Source organism: Trebonia sp. (genome assembly GCF_030042015.1).
Taxonomy (GTDB): Bacteria; Actinomycetota; Actinomycetes; order Streptosporangiales; family Streptosporangiaceae; genus Trebonia.
Genome location: NZ_JASIAL010000241.1, coordinates 30,524 through 46,885 on the forward strand (window position 1 = coordinate 30,524; position 16,362 = coordinate 46,885).

Consider the following 16,362-nt stretch of genomic DNA (forward strand, 5'->3'; position numbering starts at 1 on the left):
ACGTTAGCGCATGCCGGCCGGCCTGAGTAGGAGGGCTTTAGTCCCGCGTCACGGTCAGCGAGCCGCCGCAGCAGGTGCCGCGCAGCCGCAGCAGCGGGTCGCGCGGACCGCCGTCGTGGCCGGCCACCGTGCGGCTCGCGCCGAGGACCAGGACCTGGCTGGTCAGCCCCCATCCGGCCGGGACGGTGATCGCGATCCGGCCGGCCACGCCGTAGACGGTCAGGGTGATCTCCCGCTGGCTGGGCACCGCGGCCCGCAGGTCGAGGTCGACCTGGCCGAACACGGCGGTCACCGTGCAGAACCGGCCGATCGGGAAACGGCCGGCCCGCTGCGCCGCGCCGCCGATCACCGTGCACCGGTGGGCGTCCACCGCGCGGTAAAGCCCGCTGCGCCGGACGGGGAGCGCGGGCAGGTCGGCGGTCAGCGCGACCACCTGGTCCCTGGTGCGGGCGGCGAACAGGGCGTCGAGCCGGGCGCTGTGGTCGGCCAGCGACAGCCGCCCGGCGGCTACCGCGTCGGCGAGCGCCTCGGCGGCGGCGTCCCTGTCCGCGTCGGAGGCGAGGATGCCCTCGGCTGGCTCCGCCATCGTGCTCCTTTCCCTGCCGCCCGGCAGTGGCTAGCCGCCAAGCAGTTCGGCGATCCGGCGCGGCCAGTCCGCGTCATGCGCCGCCGTCCCGGCCAGCGACCGGGCGAGCAGGGACGCGCGGGCATCCGGCCTGGCCGCGGCCGTCAGGCCGGCGGCGTGCACGGCCGCCGCGTCGAACCCGGCGTCATCGAGTGCCCGGTTGATCGCCGCGCGGCGATCACCGCCGTCGCTGTCGTCGCCGCCGGTCCGGTAGACGAAGGTCATCGGCTCGGCGACGTTGAGCACCTCATAGGCGACCCGGCCGCCACCCGGGGCGCCGGGCGGCCGGCAGCACAGCGCGAACGCGAGCACGGTGGGGTCCTCGCCGCGCACGGTCAGCGCCGACAGGTCCTCGGTCTCCGGCGTGAGCAGTCCGTGCGTGACGCCGGCCCGCGCCGTCATCGGGCGGGAGCCGCCGGAACCGCCGAAAGCGCCCGAGTTCATCCCCGCGCCAAGCGCGCGCAGCGCCCACAAGCCGCCGTACACGCCATACCCGCCGCCAAGCTCACCGAACGGCCCGCCGTACCCGCCCCCGTACCCGCCCGGCCCGTACCCGCCCCCAAAGCCGCCCGGCCCGAACCCGCCGGGCCCGTACCCCCCGCCGGGTCCCATCCCTTCCGCCACTTCCGCCGCCATCGCGCCCGCCAGGCCGGGCTGGAACAGCCCGCCGGGGCTGTCGTGCGAGCCGATGTGCGGCGCGACCGCGGGGTCGTGCCAGCGGGTCCCGCCGGCCGCGGGCCGGCGCACCGAGGCCAGCTGCTTGAACCCGAGCGCCACGTCGGTCCGGCTGGCCAGCTCCGCGACCGCCGCGCCGCGGTCAGGCAGCGTGGCGACCCGCAGCAGCGTGCCGGAAAGCTCGGGGTGGATGGCGTCAAGCGCCCGCGCGGGCACGGCCACGCCGTCCCGCAAGAGCCCGGCCGCCGAACGCAGCGCCATCGGGTCCAGCCCCGGCAGCAGCGCCCCGAGGAACGCCGCTGTCCGCCCGCGCGCCTCGTGCAGCCGGTCGGTCAACAGCGCCACCAGCTCCCCGGTGCGCCGCCCGAGCCGCGACAGCACGACCGGCGCCCGGCCGGCCACCGCCACCGTGACCGTGTAATCCTGCGCGCCTGCCGATTCGATGAAGGAGAAGCTCACCCGCTCGGCGGCGCTACCTGCCACGACGATCAGCGCGTCCTCGTAGACCCGGATTTCCGCGGGCTCGGCGCCCGCCCACCCGGAGAACGTGGCGGCGTTGCCCACCGCCGCCGCGGCCGCCGCGGCGTCGTCCCCCCGCCCGTCCCGAAGTTCGGCGAGCAGCTGCGTGCGCATCGTCCCGAGCCGGCTCAGCTCGATGGCGTTGCCGTCGGCCAGGGTGACGCGCACGGTGAACGGCTCCGGTTCGCTGACCGAAGCGATGTGGGCGAACGGGACGCGCAGCACGGCGCCGGCGGCGGGGGTGAGCGTCAGCGCCCCGTCCGCGACCGCCGCGTCGCCGTTTCCGCTCTCCCGCTCCTCCCCGGCCGGGGAAATGATCCGGTACTGGGCGGCGCTCACGTGGCTAACCCGCCGGCGTGCCGCACTCGCCGCAGAATTTCGCGCCGGTCAGCTCGGCTCCGCAGTTCCCGCAGAATTTCTTCGCGGATTCCGCCGCGGCAAGCGCGCAGCCGCAGTTCTTGCAGAACTTCCCGCCGCCGCTTTCCTGCCCGCAGGACGGGCATATGCCCGTTCCCTGGTCGCGGATATTGACGTCCTTGGTCCAGTCCTGCGCCTGGATCTTCTGGTTGAGCTGGTCGATCTGCGCCTGTGCCTGCATCCCCGCGATCGCCTGGTCGAGCTTGGGCGCGCAGGACACGCACAAGCCGCGTTCGGCGTTCCAGCAGATCTGCTCGCAGACCCACTGCCCGCAGTTGTGACACTGCTTGAAGTACGGCTTCATCTCGTCGACGGCCTTCGCGAGCGCCTTGTCGCGGGTCGAGCCGCGCGTGGTGTCGCGCATGAACTCGGAATCCCAGCCGAGCTGGGCCGCCCGGTCGCCGAGGTTGCCGCCGATCATGTCGCCGCCCATCCGCAGCAGCCGTCCGCCGAACCCGGTGACCGAGTGCTGGAACGACGACGTGTAGCCGTTCCCGCAGTGACGGCAGAAGAACTCGAATTGGTATCCGTCGTCAGTGCTGCGGTCTTGATAATTGTCGGTAAAGAAGATCATCCCAGCCACTGGGTCACCCCTTTTTCGTCCTGGCATCGCGCACATTAGCAGCGGTGCGCGCTGCGGGAAAGCACTAATTCAGCCACATCGAAGTCGCCGCGCGGCCCGCCCCCGCGAGATCGCGAACCCGCCTCACGGGACGCCACCGCCGTCACCCCACCCCCATGCGGCTAATGTCCTGCGTGTATCTACACCCGTGCCGGAGGAACGCCGATGTCACTTCAGGAATTCGTCCCCACGCCCCGCCTGCAGGAGTACAGCGAGCGGTTCAGGGACTTCTACACGATGACCCGCCGCGCGGACGGCGTCCTGCTGGTCGAGGCGCACACGATGGGCGGCCCCGTCCAGCTCAGCGTGGAGAACCACCGCTCGCTCGGGCAGATGCTGAAGACGGTCGGCGCGGACCCCGAGAACGAGATCCTCATCCTCACCGGCTCGGGCGAGGAGTTCATGATGGGCTCGGATCCCGACGGGTTCGCCCTCGAAGAGGCCGACATGGAGTACTGGGCGTACGAGTACGCGTACAAGGACGGCAGGATCAACGTGAACGCCCTCGTCAACGACCTCGAGATACCGACGATCGGGCTGCTGAACGGGCCGGGCTTCCACTCCGAGATCGTGCTGATGTGCGACATCACGCTCGCGGCGGAAGGCGCCACGATCTTCGACCTGCACTACGACATCGGCTCGGTGCCCGCCGACGGCATCCACAACGCCTTCCAGGAGCTGCTCGGGGTCAAGCGCGCCGCCTACGCGCTGCTGACCGGCGAGGCGATCAGCGCCGAGCAGGCCCTGGAATGGGGGATGGTCAACGAGGTGGTGCCGCGCGACCAGCTGATTGCGCGCGCCTACCAGATCGCCGACCACATCATGACCCAGCCGCGCACGGTCCGCCGGCTGACCACGCAGATCGTCCGCCGCCCGTGGAAGCAGCGGATCGCGGGCGACCTGGACGGCGGGTTCGGGATCCAGATGTTCGGCCACATCGCCAAGAAGCGCGCCGTGCACGGTGCGGGCCACATCCGCTCCACCGTCGACTACGTCCGCCAGGGCCGCAAGAACAACTTCGACTGAGCCCATAGCCAGCCCGGCCTCTCGGCCCTGACATCATTCGTCACACAGGCACCTTCCGTCCACTTTGCACACTCCATGCACGGACAAAACGCCCATAATGGACCCAAAAATGGTCATGGAGTGTGCAAAGTCGCCGTCCCGGGCCTGGTGCGGGCGGGCGCGATGCCCGCCCGCACCAGGCCGGCGGCCCGTCACTGCCGCCTTCTCCTCCTCGCCGGACGGCGCGGAGTTCATCAGGTCGGCGGCTGCCGGGTGGGCCGGCGCCGCCGTAGCAGACGGCGACCCGCCCGGCCCGGCGCAGCAGGCGGCCGCGCGCACGGCGGCCTTCTACACGACCCCGCCCGAGGCGGCCGGAAGCTAGGTGCACGGGGTCTTCGAGGCTCTCGGCGACCCAGTCCGCCGGGTAATCCTTGAGCTACTCGCGGCTGGGGAGCAGCCGACAGGTTCGCTTGTCTCGGCGCTGCAGTCCCGGATGCCGATCTCGCAGCCGGCCGTCTCACAGCACCTCAAGGTGCTGCGCGAGGCGGATCTCGTGAGCGTGCGCGCCATGGGCACGCGCCGGATCTACGCTCTCGATCGAGCCGGGCTCGACGCCGCCCTGGCATGGCTGGCCCGGCTCGCCGACCCGCTCGGGCCGTTCACCCAGCCGCTCGACGCGCTGGCGACCGAACTCGCGCGCGGCCGGCGGACCCGCCGGGCCGCTCATCCGGGGCAGCCGGCCGGCCGTCAGGCCTGGCGGCTCGCCGAGGAGCGGATCAGGTAGCGGCCGGCGGCCTCGTAGTTCTCCTCCGACAGCGCCAGATGCTGGCGGGCGGCCAGCACGTTGCGCAGGTGCCGCTGGATGGGGCTGGACAGCGCAAGCACCCGGCCGCCGCCGTACCTGAACAGGTCGGTCACCACGTCGGCGCAGGTCTCGACCGCGAAGATGGACGCCGTGGTGACGGCGAGCTGCTGGTCTTCCGGCGGCGTGCTGCCCGCGCGCGCCGTCTCCCAGCACGCCTGCATGGCGTCGCGGTGCACCAGCCTGGCGGCCCGTACCCTCGTCTCGGCCCGGCCAAGCTCCTTGTGGAAGACGGCCCGCTCGCTCACCGTCGGGCCGCCGGGGAACCGGGCCGTGCGGGTGGCCAGTTCGGTCATGTCGTCAAGCGCGCGGCGTGCCAGGCCGACGCACAGCGGGGGAACCTCGTTGGAGACGAAGGCGGGCATCCCGAGCCGGAACAGGTCGCCGCCGCGCACCGCGGCGGCGCCAAGTGAATAGGTCTGCTCGCGCGGGACGAAGAGCTCGTCGACCTTGAAGTCGAGGCTGCCGGTGCCCTGCAGGCCAGCCACGTACCAGTTGTCGATGACCTCGGCGTCGCTCTTGGGCACGGTGAAGACGACCATCGCGCCGAAGCCGGTATCCGCAGCGCCGCCGTCCCCGCCGTCCGCGCCTTCGGCCGTGAACGCGCCGATCAGCCAGTCGGCGTGCAGGATCCCGCTGGAAAAGCCCCAGCGGCCGGTCACGACGTACCCGCCGTCCACGGGCTTGCCGGTCCCGCGCGGCGCCAGCTGCCCGGCGACCACGGGCAGCCCGCGGTCCGCCGTGCCCGCCGTGCCCGCCGTCCCCGGCGTGAACATCCGCCGCGCCCCGGCCTCGGGCAGCCAGCCGCCGGCCAGCCCGCAGCAGCCCGCGCCGATCATGGCCGCCCAGGCCGTCGACACGTCCGTGTACGCGAGCTCCTCGATCACGTCGCAGAAGTCGACGGGCGGCAGCGGCGTGCCGCCCAGTTCCGCGGGCGTCTTCAGCCAGAACAGGCCCATGTCGCGCAGCGCGGCGACGGTGTCGAGCGGCAGCGTGCGCAGTTCCTCGGCCCGGTCGCCCGCGGCCTCGAACTCCTTGCGGCGGCGCCGGATCTCCTCAACCAGTTCCGCCCGGCGGGCGCCGCCGTCGGCGGCCGCCGCCTCCCCGCTCACGCCGCGTCCGCCACACCCAGCGGGCGCAGCACCGGCATGACCTCGGCGGCGAACAGCTCCGCGCTGTGCATGACCTGCTCGTGCGTGCTCGGGCCGATCGCGAACAGCCCGATGAGCTGCCCGTAGCCGCCGAGGTCGTCATACATCGAGCGCAGCCGGGCCGCCACCGTGGCCGGGCTGCCGACGACCGCGTACCCGTCGGCGACCAGCTCCTCGTAGCTGAGTTCGCCAAACGGCTTCCGCTCGGTCGCCAGCATGCCGCGCAGCGAGCCCGGCGACACGTACCCGGGCGGGTTCACCATCTCCATGGGCGTCTTGAGCGCCTTGCGGAACAGGAACTCCACGGCCGGGCGCGCCTCGGCATGCGCCCGCGCGTCGGTGTCGGCGACGTAGACCGGGATCGACAGGGCGATCTTCTCCGGGTCCGGCACGTACCCGAGCTCGGCGGCGGCGCGCCGGTACCCGTCGAACCAGATCCGGACCACCCGGGTCGGCGCGTACACCGACATGAACGTGTAGCGGTGCAGCGCGCAGAACCGCATCGTCTCGGTCGAACCCGCGCCCGGTATGTAAATCGGCGGGTGCGGCTGCTGCACCGGCCTGGGCCAGATGTTCACGTACCGGTACTCGTAGTTCGGGCTCACCCAGGAGAACATCTCCTCCGCCGTCCACGCCTTGATGATAAGGTCGTGCGCCTCGTTGAACCGGGCACGGGACTTGGTCGGGTTGATGCTGTGGCCGAAGTACTCCCAGCCGATGCCGCGGACGAACCCGGAGTCCACCCGGCCGTTGGAGATCAGGTCGAGCATCGCGATCTCCTCGGCGACCCGCAGTGGGTTGCCGCGGATGCCGATCGCGTTGCCAAGCACCATGATCCTGGCGTTCTCGGTGCGCCGGGCGAGCGCCGCGGCCATGATGTTCGGCGACGGCATCAGCCCGTAGGCGCTCTGGTGGTGCTCGTTGACGGCGATGCCGTCGAAGCCGAGCTTGTCCGCGTACTCCAGCTCGTCCAGGTAGCGGTGGTACAGCGCGATGCCGAGCTTGGGGTCGAAGTTCGCGTTCGGGTACGTCAGCGACGATGAGGAGTACTTCTCGTCGAAGTCGTCGGGCAGGTACGGGTAGGGCATCAGGTGGAAGAAGCTGAACTTCACCGGCTGACTCCGCTCTTGGCCAGGGGCTGCTCGCTCAGGAAGGCCGCCGTGACGCCGGCGAACTCCGCGGGACGTTCGAAGTACATCGCGTGGCCGCAGTCGGCGATCTCGTCATAGCGCGCGCCCGGGATCAGCGTCGCGTACCGGCGGGCGTGCGCGACCGGGATGAGCCTGTCGTCCGACGGCGCGACGACGAGGGTCGGCGCGCCGATCCTGTGCAGCCTGCGTTCCAGCTTGGGGTTGCTCAGGTAGGGCACCCAGGAGAACCGGGCCAGCGCGGTCGCGTCCCGGTACGCCGCCAGCACCGCGTCGATGTCCGGTGCAGCCGGCTCGGCGGCCGCAGGCGGAGCAGGCGGCGGGTTGTGGAAGAGCGTCGCGACCAGCTCCGCCGGCGGCATGAGGAAGATGTCCGCGACGGGGTGGTCGGGCAGCCGCAGCCCGGCCGCGCTCAGCAGCACAAGCGACCCGGTGCGGTGCGGCGCGGCGACGGCGAGTTCGGCCGCGATCCAGCCGCCGAACGACGCCCCGACCACGTGCACCCGGTCCAGGCCGAGCGCGTCGAGCACGTCGAGGTAGTGGTAGACGAGGTCGTCGATCGCATCCACCTCGGGGAAGTCGTCGGATTTCCCGAACCCGGGGTGGTCCGGCGCGATCACGTCGAACCCGCTGTCCGCGAGCAGCCCGAGGAACTCGGGCCACGTCCCCGCCCCGCCAGCGGCGTGCAGGAAGAGCAGCGGCTCTCCCTCGCCGGCGCGGAACAGGTGGACGCGGCCCCCGGCGAGCTCGAGGAACTCCTGCGCCGGTGCGTCGTTCGTCAACGTCCTTACCTCCCGGGTGGGTGCGCGGGCACGACCGTACGCCGCTGCCGCTGCCGCACGTGTGAGGCCAGAATCGGCTGGCGCGCCCGGCCGCGTCAAGGCTGTTCGACCGATGCCGATGGGCGGCTGTGCGCAGCAACGATCCGCGGCGCGCCGCTTTGGGCCGCCGGACGGAGCCGAGGGCACGGCAGGCGCCACGCGTCCGTTCGGGATAATGACCTAACGGTCGAGCCAGCGGGCTATCGCGGTGTGGTCGGTGTCGGGCGGCAGCTCGGCGGCCGCCGCCTCCCACGCGGCGGTCGCCGCCTCGCTCACGGTGGCGGGGGTGCCCGTGGCGTGCTCGATCGCCAGCGCGAGCTTCATGTCCTTGACCATCAGCTTGATGCTGAAGCCCGCGTCGAACTTCTCGGTGAGCACGTAGTTGGGCCACTTGTTCTCCGTGGAGCCGCTGCGCCCGCTGGAGCCGTTGATGATCTCGAGCATGACCGCCGGGTCGAGCCCGAACCGGCGGCCCGCGATCAGCGCCTCGGAGCTGACGGCCAGGTGCGCCGCGGACATCAGGTTGTTCAGCGCCTTGATCGCGTGCCCGGCGCCGACGTCGCCGGCGCGCACCACACGGGAGCCGATGGCGGCAAGCAGCGGCCGGGCGGCGGCGAACGCCTCCTCCGGGCCGCCGACCATGATCGTGAGCGACCGGGCCCTGGCCCCGGCGACGCCGCCGGACACGGGCGCGTCGATCAGCGTCACGCCCGCGGCCAGCGCCCGCTCGGCCAGGTCCCTGGTCCGCGCCGGGTCCGAGGAGCTCATGTCGATGACCATGCTGCCCGGCGGACGGCTGGCGAGCAGGCCGCCGGGCAGCAGCACGTGCTCGACCACGTCGGAGTCGGGCAGCATCAAGATGACCGCGCCAGCGCCCGCGCCGACCGCGGTCAGCGCAGGCGCCGCGGTGAACCCGTCGAGCCCGGCGATCACCCGCATGACCTCGGCCGAGGCGTCGAAGCCCTGGACGTGATACCCGGCCGCGACCAGGTGCCTGGCCATCGGCATGCCCATGTTGCCGAGGCCGACGAACCCGACGCGCTCGGCCGTCGCCGGGGCGGTCATCGCGCGTCCTTCGCACCGTCGGCCGCCGGCGAGAACAGCCGGACGCCGCCGGCCAGGTCGCCGATCGCGTCCACCACCCGGTTGCTGATCTTGTCGCCGTAGCCGAGGTTGCCCGCCGCCCCGAACGAGGCGAGCGGGCCCGCCGCGTTCAGGCACGGCACGCCGAGTTCCCTGACGTGGTCGACGTACAGCACGACGTCCTTGGTCATCAGCGCGCTGGTGAGGCCGCCCTCGAGGTAGTCGCCCTTGATGATGCGGGGGAAGCGGTTGAGGGTGGCGTAGTTGACCCCGCTGCTTGAGTTGATCACGTCGAGGACCGCCGCCAGGTCGAGCCCGGCCTTGCGCGCGGCGACCATCACCTCGGCGGTGGCCGCCAGGCTGACCGCGTTGAGGAAGTTGTTGAGCAGCTTGGTGCTGTGCCCCGCGCCGGACTCGCCCATCAGCACGACCTTCGACGCGATCGGCTCGAACACCCAGCGGATGGCGTCCAGGGCGGCGGCGGACCCGCCGGCCATGATCGTGAGCGTGCCCTGCTCCGCGGCCGCCGCCCCGCCGGAGATCCCCGCGTCCAGGTACTCCACGCCGAGTGCGCCAAGGGCGGCGTGGATGCGCCTGGTGGAGGCGGGCGCCGCGGTGCTGAGGTCGATGATCACCTGCCCGGAGCGGGCCGCGGCGGCAAGGCCCCCGTCGCCGAGGACCACGCTTTCCACCACAGTGCTGTCCGGCAGCGACAGCAGCACGCACTCGCTCCCGGCGCAGACCTCCGCGGGCGAGCCGGCGGCGAGAGCGCCGGCGGCGGCGGCCTGGCCGTCCCGCACGTCGTACCCGACGACCGCGATGCCCGCCCCGACCAGGCGCCGGGTCATCCGCCCGCCCATGTTGCCGAGACCGACGAAGCCGACCTGTCTTCTGCTCACGTGCTACTCCTTCCCGGGTTGGTAGGTCCTGCGGTCGAGCGAGGCGAAGTCCCACGCCCCGGCCCCGCCGGAGGGGCGTACCGTGCTCATGATCGCCGCGCCGCCGTCCACGGAAACCACCTCGCCGGTCATGTACGCCGACTCCTCGCTGAGCAGGAACGCGGCGACCGACGCGATCTCGGCCGGGGTTCCGGCGCGGCGCAGCGGGCTGGTGGCCGCCCGCTGCCGCATGTCGTCCCGGCCACCGGGGGCGGACTCGCCCGCCGGGAACAGGTTCGTCGGGACGATGCCAGGGGCGACCGCGTTCACGCGTATCCCGAGCGGCCCGCCGTACATGGCCGCGCCCCGCAGCAGGCCGAGGACCGCGTGCTTGGACGTCTGGTAGGCGATCAGGTCGGCGCTGCCGCGCAGGCTCGCGATCGAGGCGGTGAGCACGACGTTGCCGGCGGTGCCCTGCTCGCGGTAGCGGCGGAACGCGCCGCGCAGCCCGAGGAACACCCCGCGCACGTTGACGGCGATGACCCGGTCGAACTCGGCGACGTCCAGGTCGGGGAATCCGCCTGGCGATCCCGGAATCCCCGCGTTGATGTGATGAAAATCAATTTTTCCGAACGCACGGGCTGCTTCGCCCAGGTACGCGTCGACATCCCGTTCGCGCGCGACGTCCGCCGCCACCCAGGCGCTGTCGCCTGGCAGGCTCTCCGCCACCGTGCGCGCCCCGTCGCCGTCGCGGTCCACGACGACCACGCGGCAGCCTTCCCCTGACAGCCGGCGGGCCGACGCGGACCCGAGCCCGCCGGCGCCCCCGGTCACGATCGCCACCTTGCCCGCGAGCCCGCTGAACACGCTAGTGCCCTCCTGTCTGCCGGCCTGCCCGGTCCGGCCGGTCTGCCTGCTCTGCCCGGACTGCCCCGCTTCATTCCCCGCTGCGCCGCGACTTGATCCGCTCCCGCCCGGCCCGCTCGTAGTTCTCCTCGGCGACCCCGATGTGCTGCCGGGCGGCGAGCGCGTCGCGCAGGTAGCGCTGCAGCGGGCTGGACAGCGCCAGCACCCGGCCGCCGCCGTACCTGAACAGGTCGGCGATCACGGCGGCGCAGGTCTCGACGGCGTAGACCGAAGCCGCGGCCACGGCGGCGTGCACGCGGTCGGGCGTGGCGTCTCCCGCGCGCGCGGCCGCCCAGGAGGCCTCGACGGCGTCGCGGTGCACCAGCCTGGCCGCCCGGATCCTGGTGTCCGCCCGGCCGAGCTCCTGATGGAAGACCGCGCGCTCGCTGAGCGTGGCGCCGCCGGGGAGCCGCGCCGTCCGGGCGGCCAGGCCGGTCACCTGGTCGAGCGCCCGGCGGGCGATGCCGACGCACAGCGGCGGCACTTCGTTGGACAGGAACACGTGCGCTTCCTGGTGGAACAGCGCGCCGCCGCGGCAGGCGCCGGCGGCCCGCTCGAAGGTCAGCTCCGCGGGGACGAAGACGCCGTCCAGCCGGAAATCGAAGCTGCCGCTGCCCTGCAGGCCCGCCACCCGCCAGTTGTCGATGACCTCGGCGGCTTGCGTCGGGACGACGCAGACCATCATGCGGTCCTCGTCCCCGGCCACCCGGAAGCCCCCGATCAGCCAGTCGGACTGCGCGATCGCGCTGGCGAACCCCCACCGCCCGCTCACCACGTAGCCGCCGGCCACCGGCCGTCCCGTGCCGCGCGGCCCCGGGGTCCCGACGATGAGCGGGCGCGGGCGGCCGGGCGCGAACACGCGGCGTGCCCCGGCGTCAGGCAGCCAGCCGGCGGCCGTCCCCGTGCCGCCGTTCCCGACCATGGCGGTCCAGGCCGTCGCGCTGTCGGCGTAGCCCAGTTCCTCCATCACGTCGCAGAACTCCAGCGGCGTCAGCGGCGTCCCGCCCAGCTCGGCGGGCGTCTTCAGCCAGAACACGCCCATCTCGCGCAGCGTCCGCACGGTCTGCGGCGGCAGCGTGCGCAGCTCTTCGGCCTGCTCACCGGCGGCCTCGAACTCCCGGCGGCGGCTGGCGATGCCGGCCAGCAGCTCCGCCCGGAGCGCGGCGCTGTCCACGCGGGCCGCGGGACGCCGCCGGTTACCGCTGGCTGGCGAGCTGGGTCTGCAGCTCGCCGAGCACCCGGTAGCAGCCGAGCACGCTGGCGATGCTCGAGTTCGGCTCGCGGCCCTGGCCGATCGCCGCGACGAACTCCCTGTCCTGCAGCTCGATGCCGTTGGTGGACACGTCGACGTGCGACACGTCGATCGGCTCCTCGCGGCCGGTCACCAGGTCGTCGTACCTGGCGATGTAGGTCCCGTTGTCGCAGATGTAGCGGAAGAAGCTGCCGAGCGGCCCGTCGTTGTTGAAGCTGAGCGAGAGCGTGCAGATCTTCGCCGAGGGGGTCCGCAGCTGGATCGACATGTCCATCGCGATGCCGAGCTCGGGGTGGATCGGCCCCTGCACGGCGTGGGCGATCTGCGTCTGCTCGCCGGTCTGGTACTGGAACAGGTCGACGGTGTGCGCGGCGTGGTGCCAGAGCAGGTGATCGGTCCAGCTGCGCGGCTGGCCCGCGGCGTTCATGTTCGTCCGGCGGAAGAAGTAGGTCTGCACGTCCATCTGCTGGATGGCCAGCTCGCCCGCCAGGATGCGCCGCCGCACCCACTGGTGCGAGGGGTTGAACCGGCGGGTGTGCCCGACCATGCAGACCAGGCCGGTCTCCTGCTGCACGCGCGCGACCTCCTGCGCGTCCGGCCAGCTGTCGGCGACCGGGATCTCCACCTGCACGTGCTTGCCCGCGCGCATCGCGGCGATCGACTGCCGCGCGTGCAGCTGGGTCGGCGTGCACAAGATGACCGCGTCGACGTCGTCGCGGGCGAGGACCTCGTCCAGGTCGGTCGTGGCGTAAGCGACCTGGTACTTGTTCGCGACCTCCTCGGCCTGCTCAAGCCGGCGGCTGACCAGGGCCGTGACGGTCACGCCGTCGATGTTGGCCAGGCCGTCCAGGTGCTTGATGCCGAAGGCACCGGTCCCGGCGAGCGCGATCCTCATCTCGGCGCCTCCTACAGGGGGGTCTCGGCGGACTGCAGCACGATGTGCCCGACCGCGGTGTTGGAGCCGGGGACGTGGTAGAAGCGGTACAGCTCCTCCGACTCCGGGCCGAGCGCGCCGCGCATGATCAGCCACATGACCAGCTCGATGCCCTCCGCGCCCGCTTCGCGCACGAACTCCAGGTGCTTGACCTGCGCGAGGCTGTCCGGGTCCTTGACCAGCCGGTCGAGGAACGCGGTGTCCCACGGCGTGTTGATGAAGCCGGCCCGCGGGCCTTGCAGCTGGTGGCTCATGCCGCCGGTGCCCCAGATGTGCACGTTGAGGTTCTCGTCGAACCGCTCCACGGCCCGGCGGATCGCCTTGCCGAGCATGAAGCAGCGGTGGGCGGTGGGCGGCGGGTACTGCACCACGTTCACCGCGAACGGGATGACCCGGGCCGGCCAGGCGGCGGGCTGGCCGTAGACGAGCGACAGCGGGACGGTCAGGCCGTGGTCGACCTCCATGGCGTACATCAGCGTGAGGTCGAACTCGTCGAGGATGAGCCCTTCGGCCAGGTGGGCCGCCAGGTCGGCGCGGCCCTGCACGACCGGCACCGGGCGGGGCCCGTACCCCTCGTCGGCCGGCGGGAACTCGTCGGCGCAGCCGAGCGCGAACGTCGGCACGACCTCAGGGGTGAACGCCGACGCGTGGTCGTTGTAGACCAGGATGATGACGTCGGGCACGTTCTCCTTCGCCCACGCCTTCGTCCACTCGTAGCCGTCGAAGAGCGGCTTCCAGTACGGCTCCTGGGTCTTGCCGAGGTCGATCGCGGCGCCGACCGCCGGGATGTGGCTCGTGGTCAGCCCGTGCGTGATGCGAGCCATGCTCAGTCACCGTCCTTAATCGAGCGCCAGCCCTGCGGGGAACGGCCGCCGTGCAGCATCATCTGCTGGTAGTCGTCGATGTTCATCCCGGTCATCGTGCTGACCGCCTGCAGGTAGCTCAGCCCGTCCGTGGCGAAGATCTTCGCGAGGAAGTAGATCTGGCCGCCGAGGTCGATCATCTTGTTGTAGTCGCGGTCGAGCACCGCCTGCTTCTGCTCCTCCGACATCTTCGTCTGATCGAGGTAGGCGCGCTCGCCGGCCTTGAACCGCTCGCGGTTGGCTTCCTTCATCAGGCTCATGCAGAACTGGTTCAGCTCGTAGCCCTTTTTCGCGCGCTCCGCCGTGAACACCCGGGTGCCAGGGATGTCGTCGAACTCTGCGGTGTATGACGTCATGAGGCATCTCTTTCCCAGTACAGGCGCATCGGGTTGCCGACGAGCAGCCGGCGCTGCAGGTCATCGGTGGGCGCGATCCGCGGAATCAGGTCGACGAGGTCGCCCTCGTCGGGCATGTGGCTCTTCATGTTCGGGTGCGGCCAGTCGGTGCCCCAGATCACCCGGTCGGGGAACGTTCGCGCGATGTGCCTGGCGAACGGGACGAAGTCGTCGTACCCCGGCGGTCCGGAGACCGACAGCCGTTCGGCGCCGCTCAGCTTGGCCCACACGTTCTCATGCTCGTGCATGAGCCTGCGGAAGAGCGCGAAGCCGGGGCCGTCGACCGGCTGTGTCACGTCGGGCCGGCCCACGTGGTCGACGACGATCGTCGTGGGCAGGTGGGTGAACAGGTCCCAGCGCTCGGCCAGGTCGGGGGCTTCGAAGTAGATGACGATGTGCCAGCCGAACTCGGCGATCAGGTCGACCAGGCCCCGGTAGTACGCGTCCGGCTTGGGGTCGGCCAGCCGCCTGACGAAGTTGAAGCGGATGCCCCGCACGCCTGCCGCGTGCATGTCGGCGAGCTCGGCCCTGGTGACGCCCGGCCTGATCGTGGCCACGCCGCGGGCCCTGTCGCCCGCCGCGAGCAGGGCGTCCACCAGGGCGCGGTTGTCCGCGCCGTGGCAGGTCGCCTGGACGATCACGTTGCGCTCGAAGCCGAGGAAGTCGCGCAGCGCGAACAGCTTGTCCTTGGGGGCGTCCACCGGCGTGTACTTCCGCTCCGGGGCGTACGGGAAGACGCTCCCCGGGCCGAACACGTGGCAGTGCGCGTCCACCGCGCCCGTCGGCAGCACGTAGTCCGGCTTGCGGGGGTTCGCCAGGTAGACGAGCCAGTCGGCGTCCGGCTCGAAGGTGACGGTCATCGGCGGCCTTTCATCTGTCGTCCGTCACAGTCCCCGCGCGCGCAGCGCGGCATCAAGGCGCGGGTACACGCGCCGGGCGTTGCCAGCGTAAACCTTGGCCATGTCGGCCTCGGACAGGCCCGCCGCGTCGATGTACCGCTTGGTGTCGTCGAAGTAGTAGCCGGTCTGCGGGTCGATGCCCCGCACGGCGCCCACCATCTCCGATCCGAACAGGATGTTGCCGGTGTCGATGACGTTGACGAGCAGGTCGATGCCTGGCTGGTGGTAGACGCACGTGTCGAAGAACACGTTCCGCATCACGTGCTCGCTCAGCGGCGGCTTGTTCAGCATGTCGGCCAGCCCGCGGTACCGGCCCCAGTGGTAGGGGACCGCGCCGCCCCCGTGCGGGATCACCAGCCGCAGGCCGGGGAAGTCCGCGAACAGGTCGCCCTGGATGAACTGCATGAACGCGGTCGTGTCGGCGTTGATGTAGTGCGCGCCTGTCGCGTGGAACACGGGGTTGGCGCTGGCCGAGACGTGCACCATCGCGGGCACGCCGAGCTCGATCATCTTCTCGTAGATGGGGTACCAGTACTGGCCGGTCAGCGGCGGGCTTGTCCACCTGCCGCCGCTCGGGTCCGGGCTGAGGTTGCAGCCGACGAACCCGAGCTCGAGCACGCAGCGCTCGAGCTCGGCGATGGAGGCCTTCAGGTCGGCGCCTGGCGACTGCGGCAGCTGGCAGACGCCGATGAACGTGCCGGGAAACAGCCCGACCACGCGCGCGATGAGGTCGTTGCACGCCCGGGACCACTCGACGCTGACCCGCTCGTCGCCCTCGTGGTGGCCCATGGCGGACGCCCGCGGCGAGAAGATCGTCATGTCGGCGCCGCGCTCGCGCAGCATCCGCAGCTGGTTGGCCTCGATCGACTCGCGGATCTCGTCGTCGGAGATGGCCGGGTAGGGCGGCGCCTGGCGGCCCGCGCGGAACGCCTCGAGCTGGCTTTCCCGCCACTGCGTGTGCGCCGCCGGAGCGGTCGTGTAGTGCCCGTGACAGTCGATGATCACAGCGAAGCCCCCAGCGAGATGTGGCGGGCCGTCGCGGCGGCCCGGATGAGGCGGATGTGGTCAGTGACCGCGATCAGCTCAGGCCCGGGGAGGGAGGCGTCGCACATGCCCGTCATCGTCGCTGCCTGCCCTCCGTGCTTCCTTTCCCGCTTGCCTTGCTCAACCCCGAGCTTCCTAGCTTCCTTGCTTACCTCCGAGCCGGGCAGGAAGGGAAGAGGGGGAACCACAAGCATCGCGGTTCACTGAACTGTACCTACCACAAACCCGACCTGGCCGGACACCCCCACCCCGCGCCGCTCCCA

19 protein-coding genes are annotated in these 16,362 nt (G+C 71.7%); 3 read left to right on the forward strand and 16 right to left on the reverse strand.

The annotated features are described in order from the left end of the window. Positions 1–37: 37 nt before the first annotated feature. The 3 genes from Q1N79_RS12805 to Q1N79_RS12815 are packed head-to-tail and all read right to left on the reverse strand — an operon-like array spanning position 38 to position 2,810. Positions 38–586, reverse strand: coding sequence for a DUF1707 domain-containing protein (locus Q1N79_RS12805; protein WP_300608688.1), 549 nt, complete (start codon positions 584–586; stop codon positions 38–40). Positions 587–616: 30 nt separating this feature from the next. Beyond that, complete coding sequence (locus tag Q1N79_RS12810) at positions 617–2,158, reverse strand: hypothetical protein (RefSeq protein ID WP_300608690.1); 1,542 nt, start codon at positions 2,156–2,158, stop codon at positions 617–619. 4 nt (positions 2,159–2,162) lie between these two features. Next, positions 2,163–2,810, reverse strand: coding sequence for a hypothetical protein (locus tag Q1N79_RS12815; RefSeq protein WP_300608730.1), 648 nt, complete (start codon positions 2,808–2,810; stop codon positions 2,163–2,165). A gap of 213 nt (positions 2,811–3,023) precedes the next feature. On the opposite strand from Q1N79_RS12815, the gene Q1N79_RS12820 reads away from it, so the two are divergent. The 3 genes from Q1N79_RS12820 (at position 3,024) to Q1N79_RS12830 (ending at position 4,647) form a co-directional block, all read left to right on the forward strand. After that, on the forward strand, positions 3,024–3,884 hold the full coding sequence (locus Q1N79_RS12820) for an enoyl-CoA hydratase/isomerase family protein (RefSeq protein WP_300608692.1): 861 nt from the start codon (positions 3,024–3,026) through the stop codon (positions 3,882–3,884). Between the two features lie 115 nt (positions 3,885–3,999). Then, positions 4,000–4,245 (forward strand): hypothetical protein, encoded by a 246-nt coding sequence (locus Q1N79_RS12825; protein WP_300608694.1) that lies wholly within the window; start codon positions 4,000–4,002, stop codon positions 4,243–4,245. Further along, complete coding sequence (locus Q1N79_RS12830) at positions 4,246–4,647, forward strand: helix-turn-helix transcriptional regulator (RefSeq protein WP_300608696.1); 402 nt, start codon at positions 4,246–4,248, stop codon at positions 4,645–4,647. It begins immediately after the preceding gene. Here Q1N79_RS12830 and Q1N79_RS12835 read toward each other — a convergent pair. From Q1N79_RS12835 to Q1N79_RS12895, 13 genes are all read right to left on the reverse strand, one after another. Continuing rightward, the gene (locus tag Q1N79_RS12835; RefSeq protein WP_300608698.1) at positions 4,611–5,837 is read right to left on the reverse strand and encodes an acyl-CoA dehydrogenase family protein; all 1,227 of its coding nucleotides are present in this window, start codon (positions 5,835–5,837) and stop codon (positions 4,611–4,613) included. The genes Q1N79_RS12830 and Q1N79_RS12835 overlap by 37 nt on opposite strands. Then, a complete protein-coding gene (locus Q1N79_RS12840; protein ID WP_300608700.1) occupies positions 5,834–6,988 on the reverse strand; it encodes an LLM class flavin-dependent oxidoreductase in 1,155 nt (384 codons plus the stop codon). The genes Q1N79_RS12835 and Q1N79_RS12840 overlap by 4 nt, the downstream gene beginning before the upstream one ends. Further along, the gene (locus Q1N79_RS12845; RefSeq protein ID WP_300608702.1) at positions 6,985–7,806 is read right to left on the reverse strand and encodes an alpha/beta fold hydrolase; all 822 of its coding nucleotides are present in this window, start codon (positions 7,804–7,806) and stop codon (positions 6,985–6,987) included. The genes Q1N79_RS12840 and Q1N79_RS12845 overlap by 4 nt, the downstream gene beginning before the upstream one ends. Positions 7,807–8,025: 219 nt before the next feature. Further along, a complete protein-coding gene (locus Q1N79_RS12850; protein ID WP_300608704.1) occupies positions 8,026–8,910 on the reverse strand; it encodes an NAD(P)-dependent oxidoreductase in 885 nt (294 codons plus the stop codon). Then, positions 8,907–9,827, reverse strand: a complete 921-nt coding sequence (locus Q1N79_RS12855) for an NAD(P)-dependent oxidoreductase (protein WP_300608706.1) — start codon at positions 9,825–9,827, stop codon at positions 8,907–8,909. Before Q1N79_RS12855 ends, Q1N79_RS12850 begins: the two co-directional genes overlap by 4 nt. 3 nt (positions 9,828–9,830) lie before the next feature. Then, positions 9,831–10,673 (reverse strand): SDR family oxidoreductase, encoded by an 843-nt coding sequence (locus Q1N79_RS12860; RefSeq protein ID WP_300608708.1) that lies wholly within the window; start codon positions 10,671–10,673, stop codon positions 9,831–9,833. A 70-nt stretch (positions 10,674–10,743) separates the two neighbouring features. Next, on the reverse strand, positions 10,744–11,886 hold the full coding sequence (locus tag Q1N79_RS12865; RefSeq protein ID WP_300608710.1) for an acyl-CoA dehydrogenase family protein: 1,143 nt from the start codon (positions 11,884–11,886) through the stop codon (positions 10,744–10,746). Positions 11,887–11,908: 22 nt separating this feature from the next. Further along, positions 11,909–12,859 carry a Gfo/Idh/MocA family oxidoreductase gene (locus Q1N79_RS12870; RefSeq protein ID WP_300608712.1) on the reverse strand — a complete coding sequence of 317 codons (951 nt, stop codon included), beginning with the start codon at positions 12,857–12,859 and terminating at the stop codon, positions 11,909–11,911. An 11-nt stretch (positions 12,860–12,870) separates the two neighbouring features. Then, the gene (locus Q1N79_RS12875; protein ID WP_300608714.1) at positions 12,871–13,722 is read right to left on the reverse strand and encodes a class III extradiol dioxygenase subunit beta; all 852 of its coding nucleotides are present in this window, start codon (positions 13,720–13,722) and stop codon (positions 12,871–12,873) included. 2 nt (positions 13,723–13,724) lie between these two features. Beyond that, positions 13,725–14,117, reverse strand: a complete 393-nt coding sequence (gene ligA / locus Q1N79_RS12880) for a protocatechuate 4,5-dioxygenase subunit alpha (RefSeq protein ID WP_300608716.1) — start codon at positions 14,115–14,117, stop codon at positions 13,725–13,727. Beyond that, the gene (locus Q1N79_RS12885) at positions 14,114–15,016 is read right to left on the reverse strand and encodes an amidohydrolase family protein (protein WP_300608718.1); all 903 of its coding nucleotides are present in this window, start codon (positions 15,014–15,016) and stop codon (positions 14,114–14,116) included. Before Q1N79_RS12885 ends, ligA begins: the two co-directional genes overlap by 4 nt. Positions 15,017–15,040: 24 nt before the next feature. Next, on the reverse strand, positions 15,041–16,060 hold the full coding sequence (locus Q1N79_RS12890) for an amidohydrolase family protein (protein ID WP_300608720.1): 1,020 nt from the start codon (positions 16,058–16,060) through the stop codon (positions 15,041–15,043). Then, entirely contained in the window at positions 16,057–16,293 is a 237-nt protein-coding gene (locus Q1N79_RS12895) for a hypothetical protein (RefSeq protein ID WP_300608722.1), read from the reverse strand. Before Q1N79_RS12895 ends, Q1N79_RS12890 begins: the two co-directional genes overlap by 4 nt. Positions 16,294–16,362: the final 69 nt, after the last annotated feature.

Bases quoted from the DNA above. Each gene is read 5' to 3' on its own strand.
- Q1N79_RS12815 (WP_300608730.1), bottom strand. From the start codon at position 2,810: ATGATCTTCTTTACCGACAATTATCAAGACCGCAGCACTGACGACGGA.
- Q1N79_RS12825 (WP_300608694.1), top strand. From the start codon at position 4,000: ATGGAGTGTGCAAAGTCGCCGTCCCGGGCCTGGTGCGGGCGGGCGCGA.
- Q1N79_RS12875 (WP_300608714.1), bottom strand. From the start codon at position 13,722: ATGGCTCGCATCACGCACGGGCTGACCACGAGCCACATCCCGGCGGTC.
- Q1N79_RS12805 (WP_300608688.1), bottom strand. From the start codon at position 586: ATGGCGGAGCCAGCCGAGGGCATCCTCGCCTCCGACGCGGACAGGGAC.
- Q1N79_RS12870 (WP_300608712.1), bottom strand. From the start codon at position 12,859: ATGAGGATCGCGCTCGCCGGGACCGGTGCCTTCGGCATCAAGCACCTG.
- ligA (WP_300608716.1), bottom strand. From the start codon at position 14,117: ATGACGTCATACACCGCAGAGTTCGACGACATCCCTGGCACCCGGGTG.
- Q1N79_RS12820 (WP_300608692.1), top strand. From the start codon at position 3,024: ATGTCACTTCAGGAATTCGTCCCCACGCCCCGCCTGCAGGAGTACAGC.
- Q1N79_RS12850 (WP_300608704.1), bottom strand. From the start codon at position 8,910: ATGACCGCCCCGGCGACGGCCGAGCGCGTCGGGTTCGTCGGCCTCGGC.
- Q1N79_RS12885 (WP_300608718.1), bottom strand. From the start codon at position 15,016: ATGACCGTCACCTTCGAGCCGGACGCCGACTGGCTCGTCTACCTGGCG.
- Q1N79_RS12895 (WP_300608722.1), bottom strand. From the start codon at position 16,293: ATGCTTGTGGTTCCCCCTCTTCCCTTCCTGCCCGGCTCGGAGGTAAGC.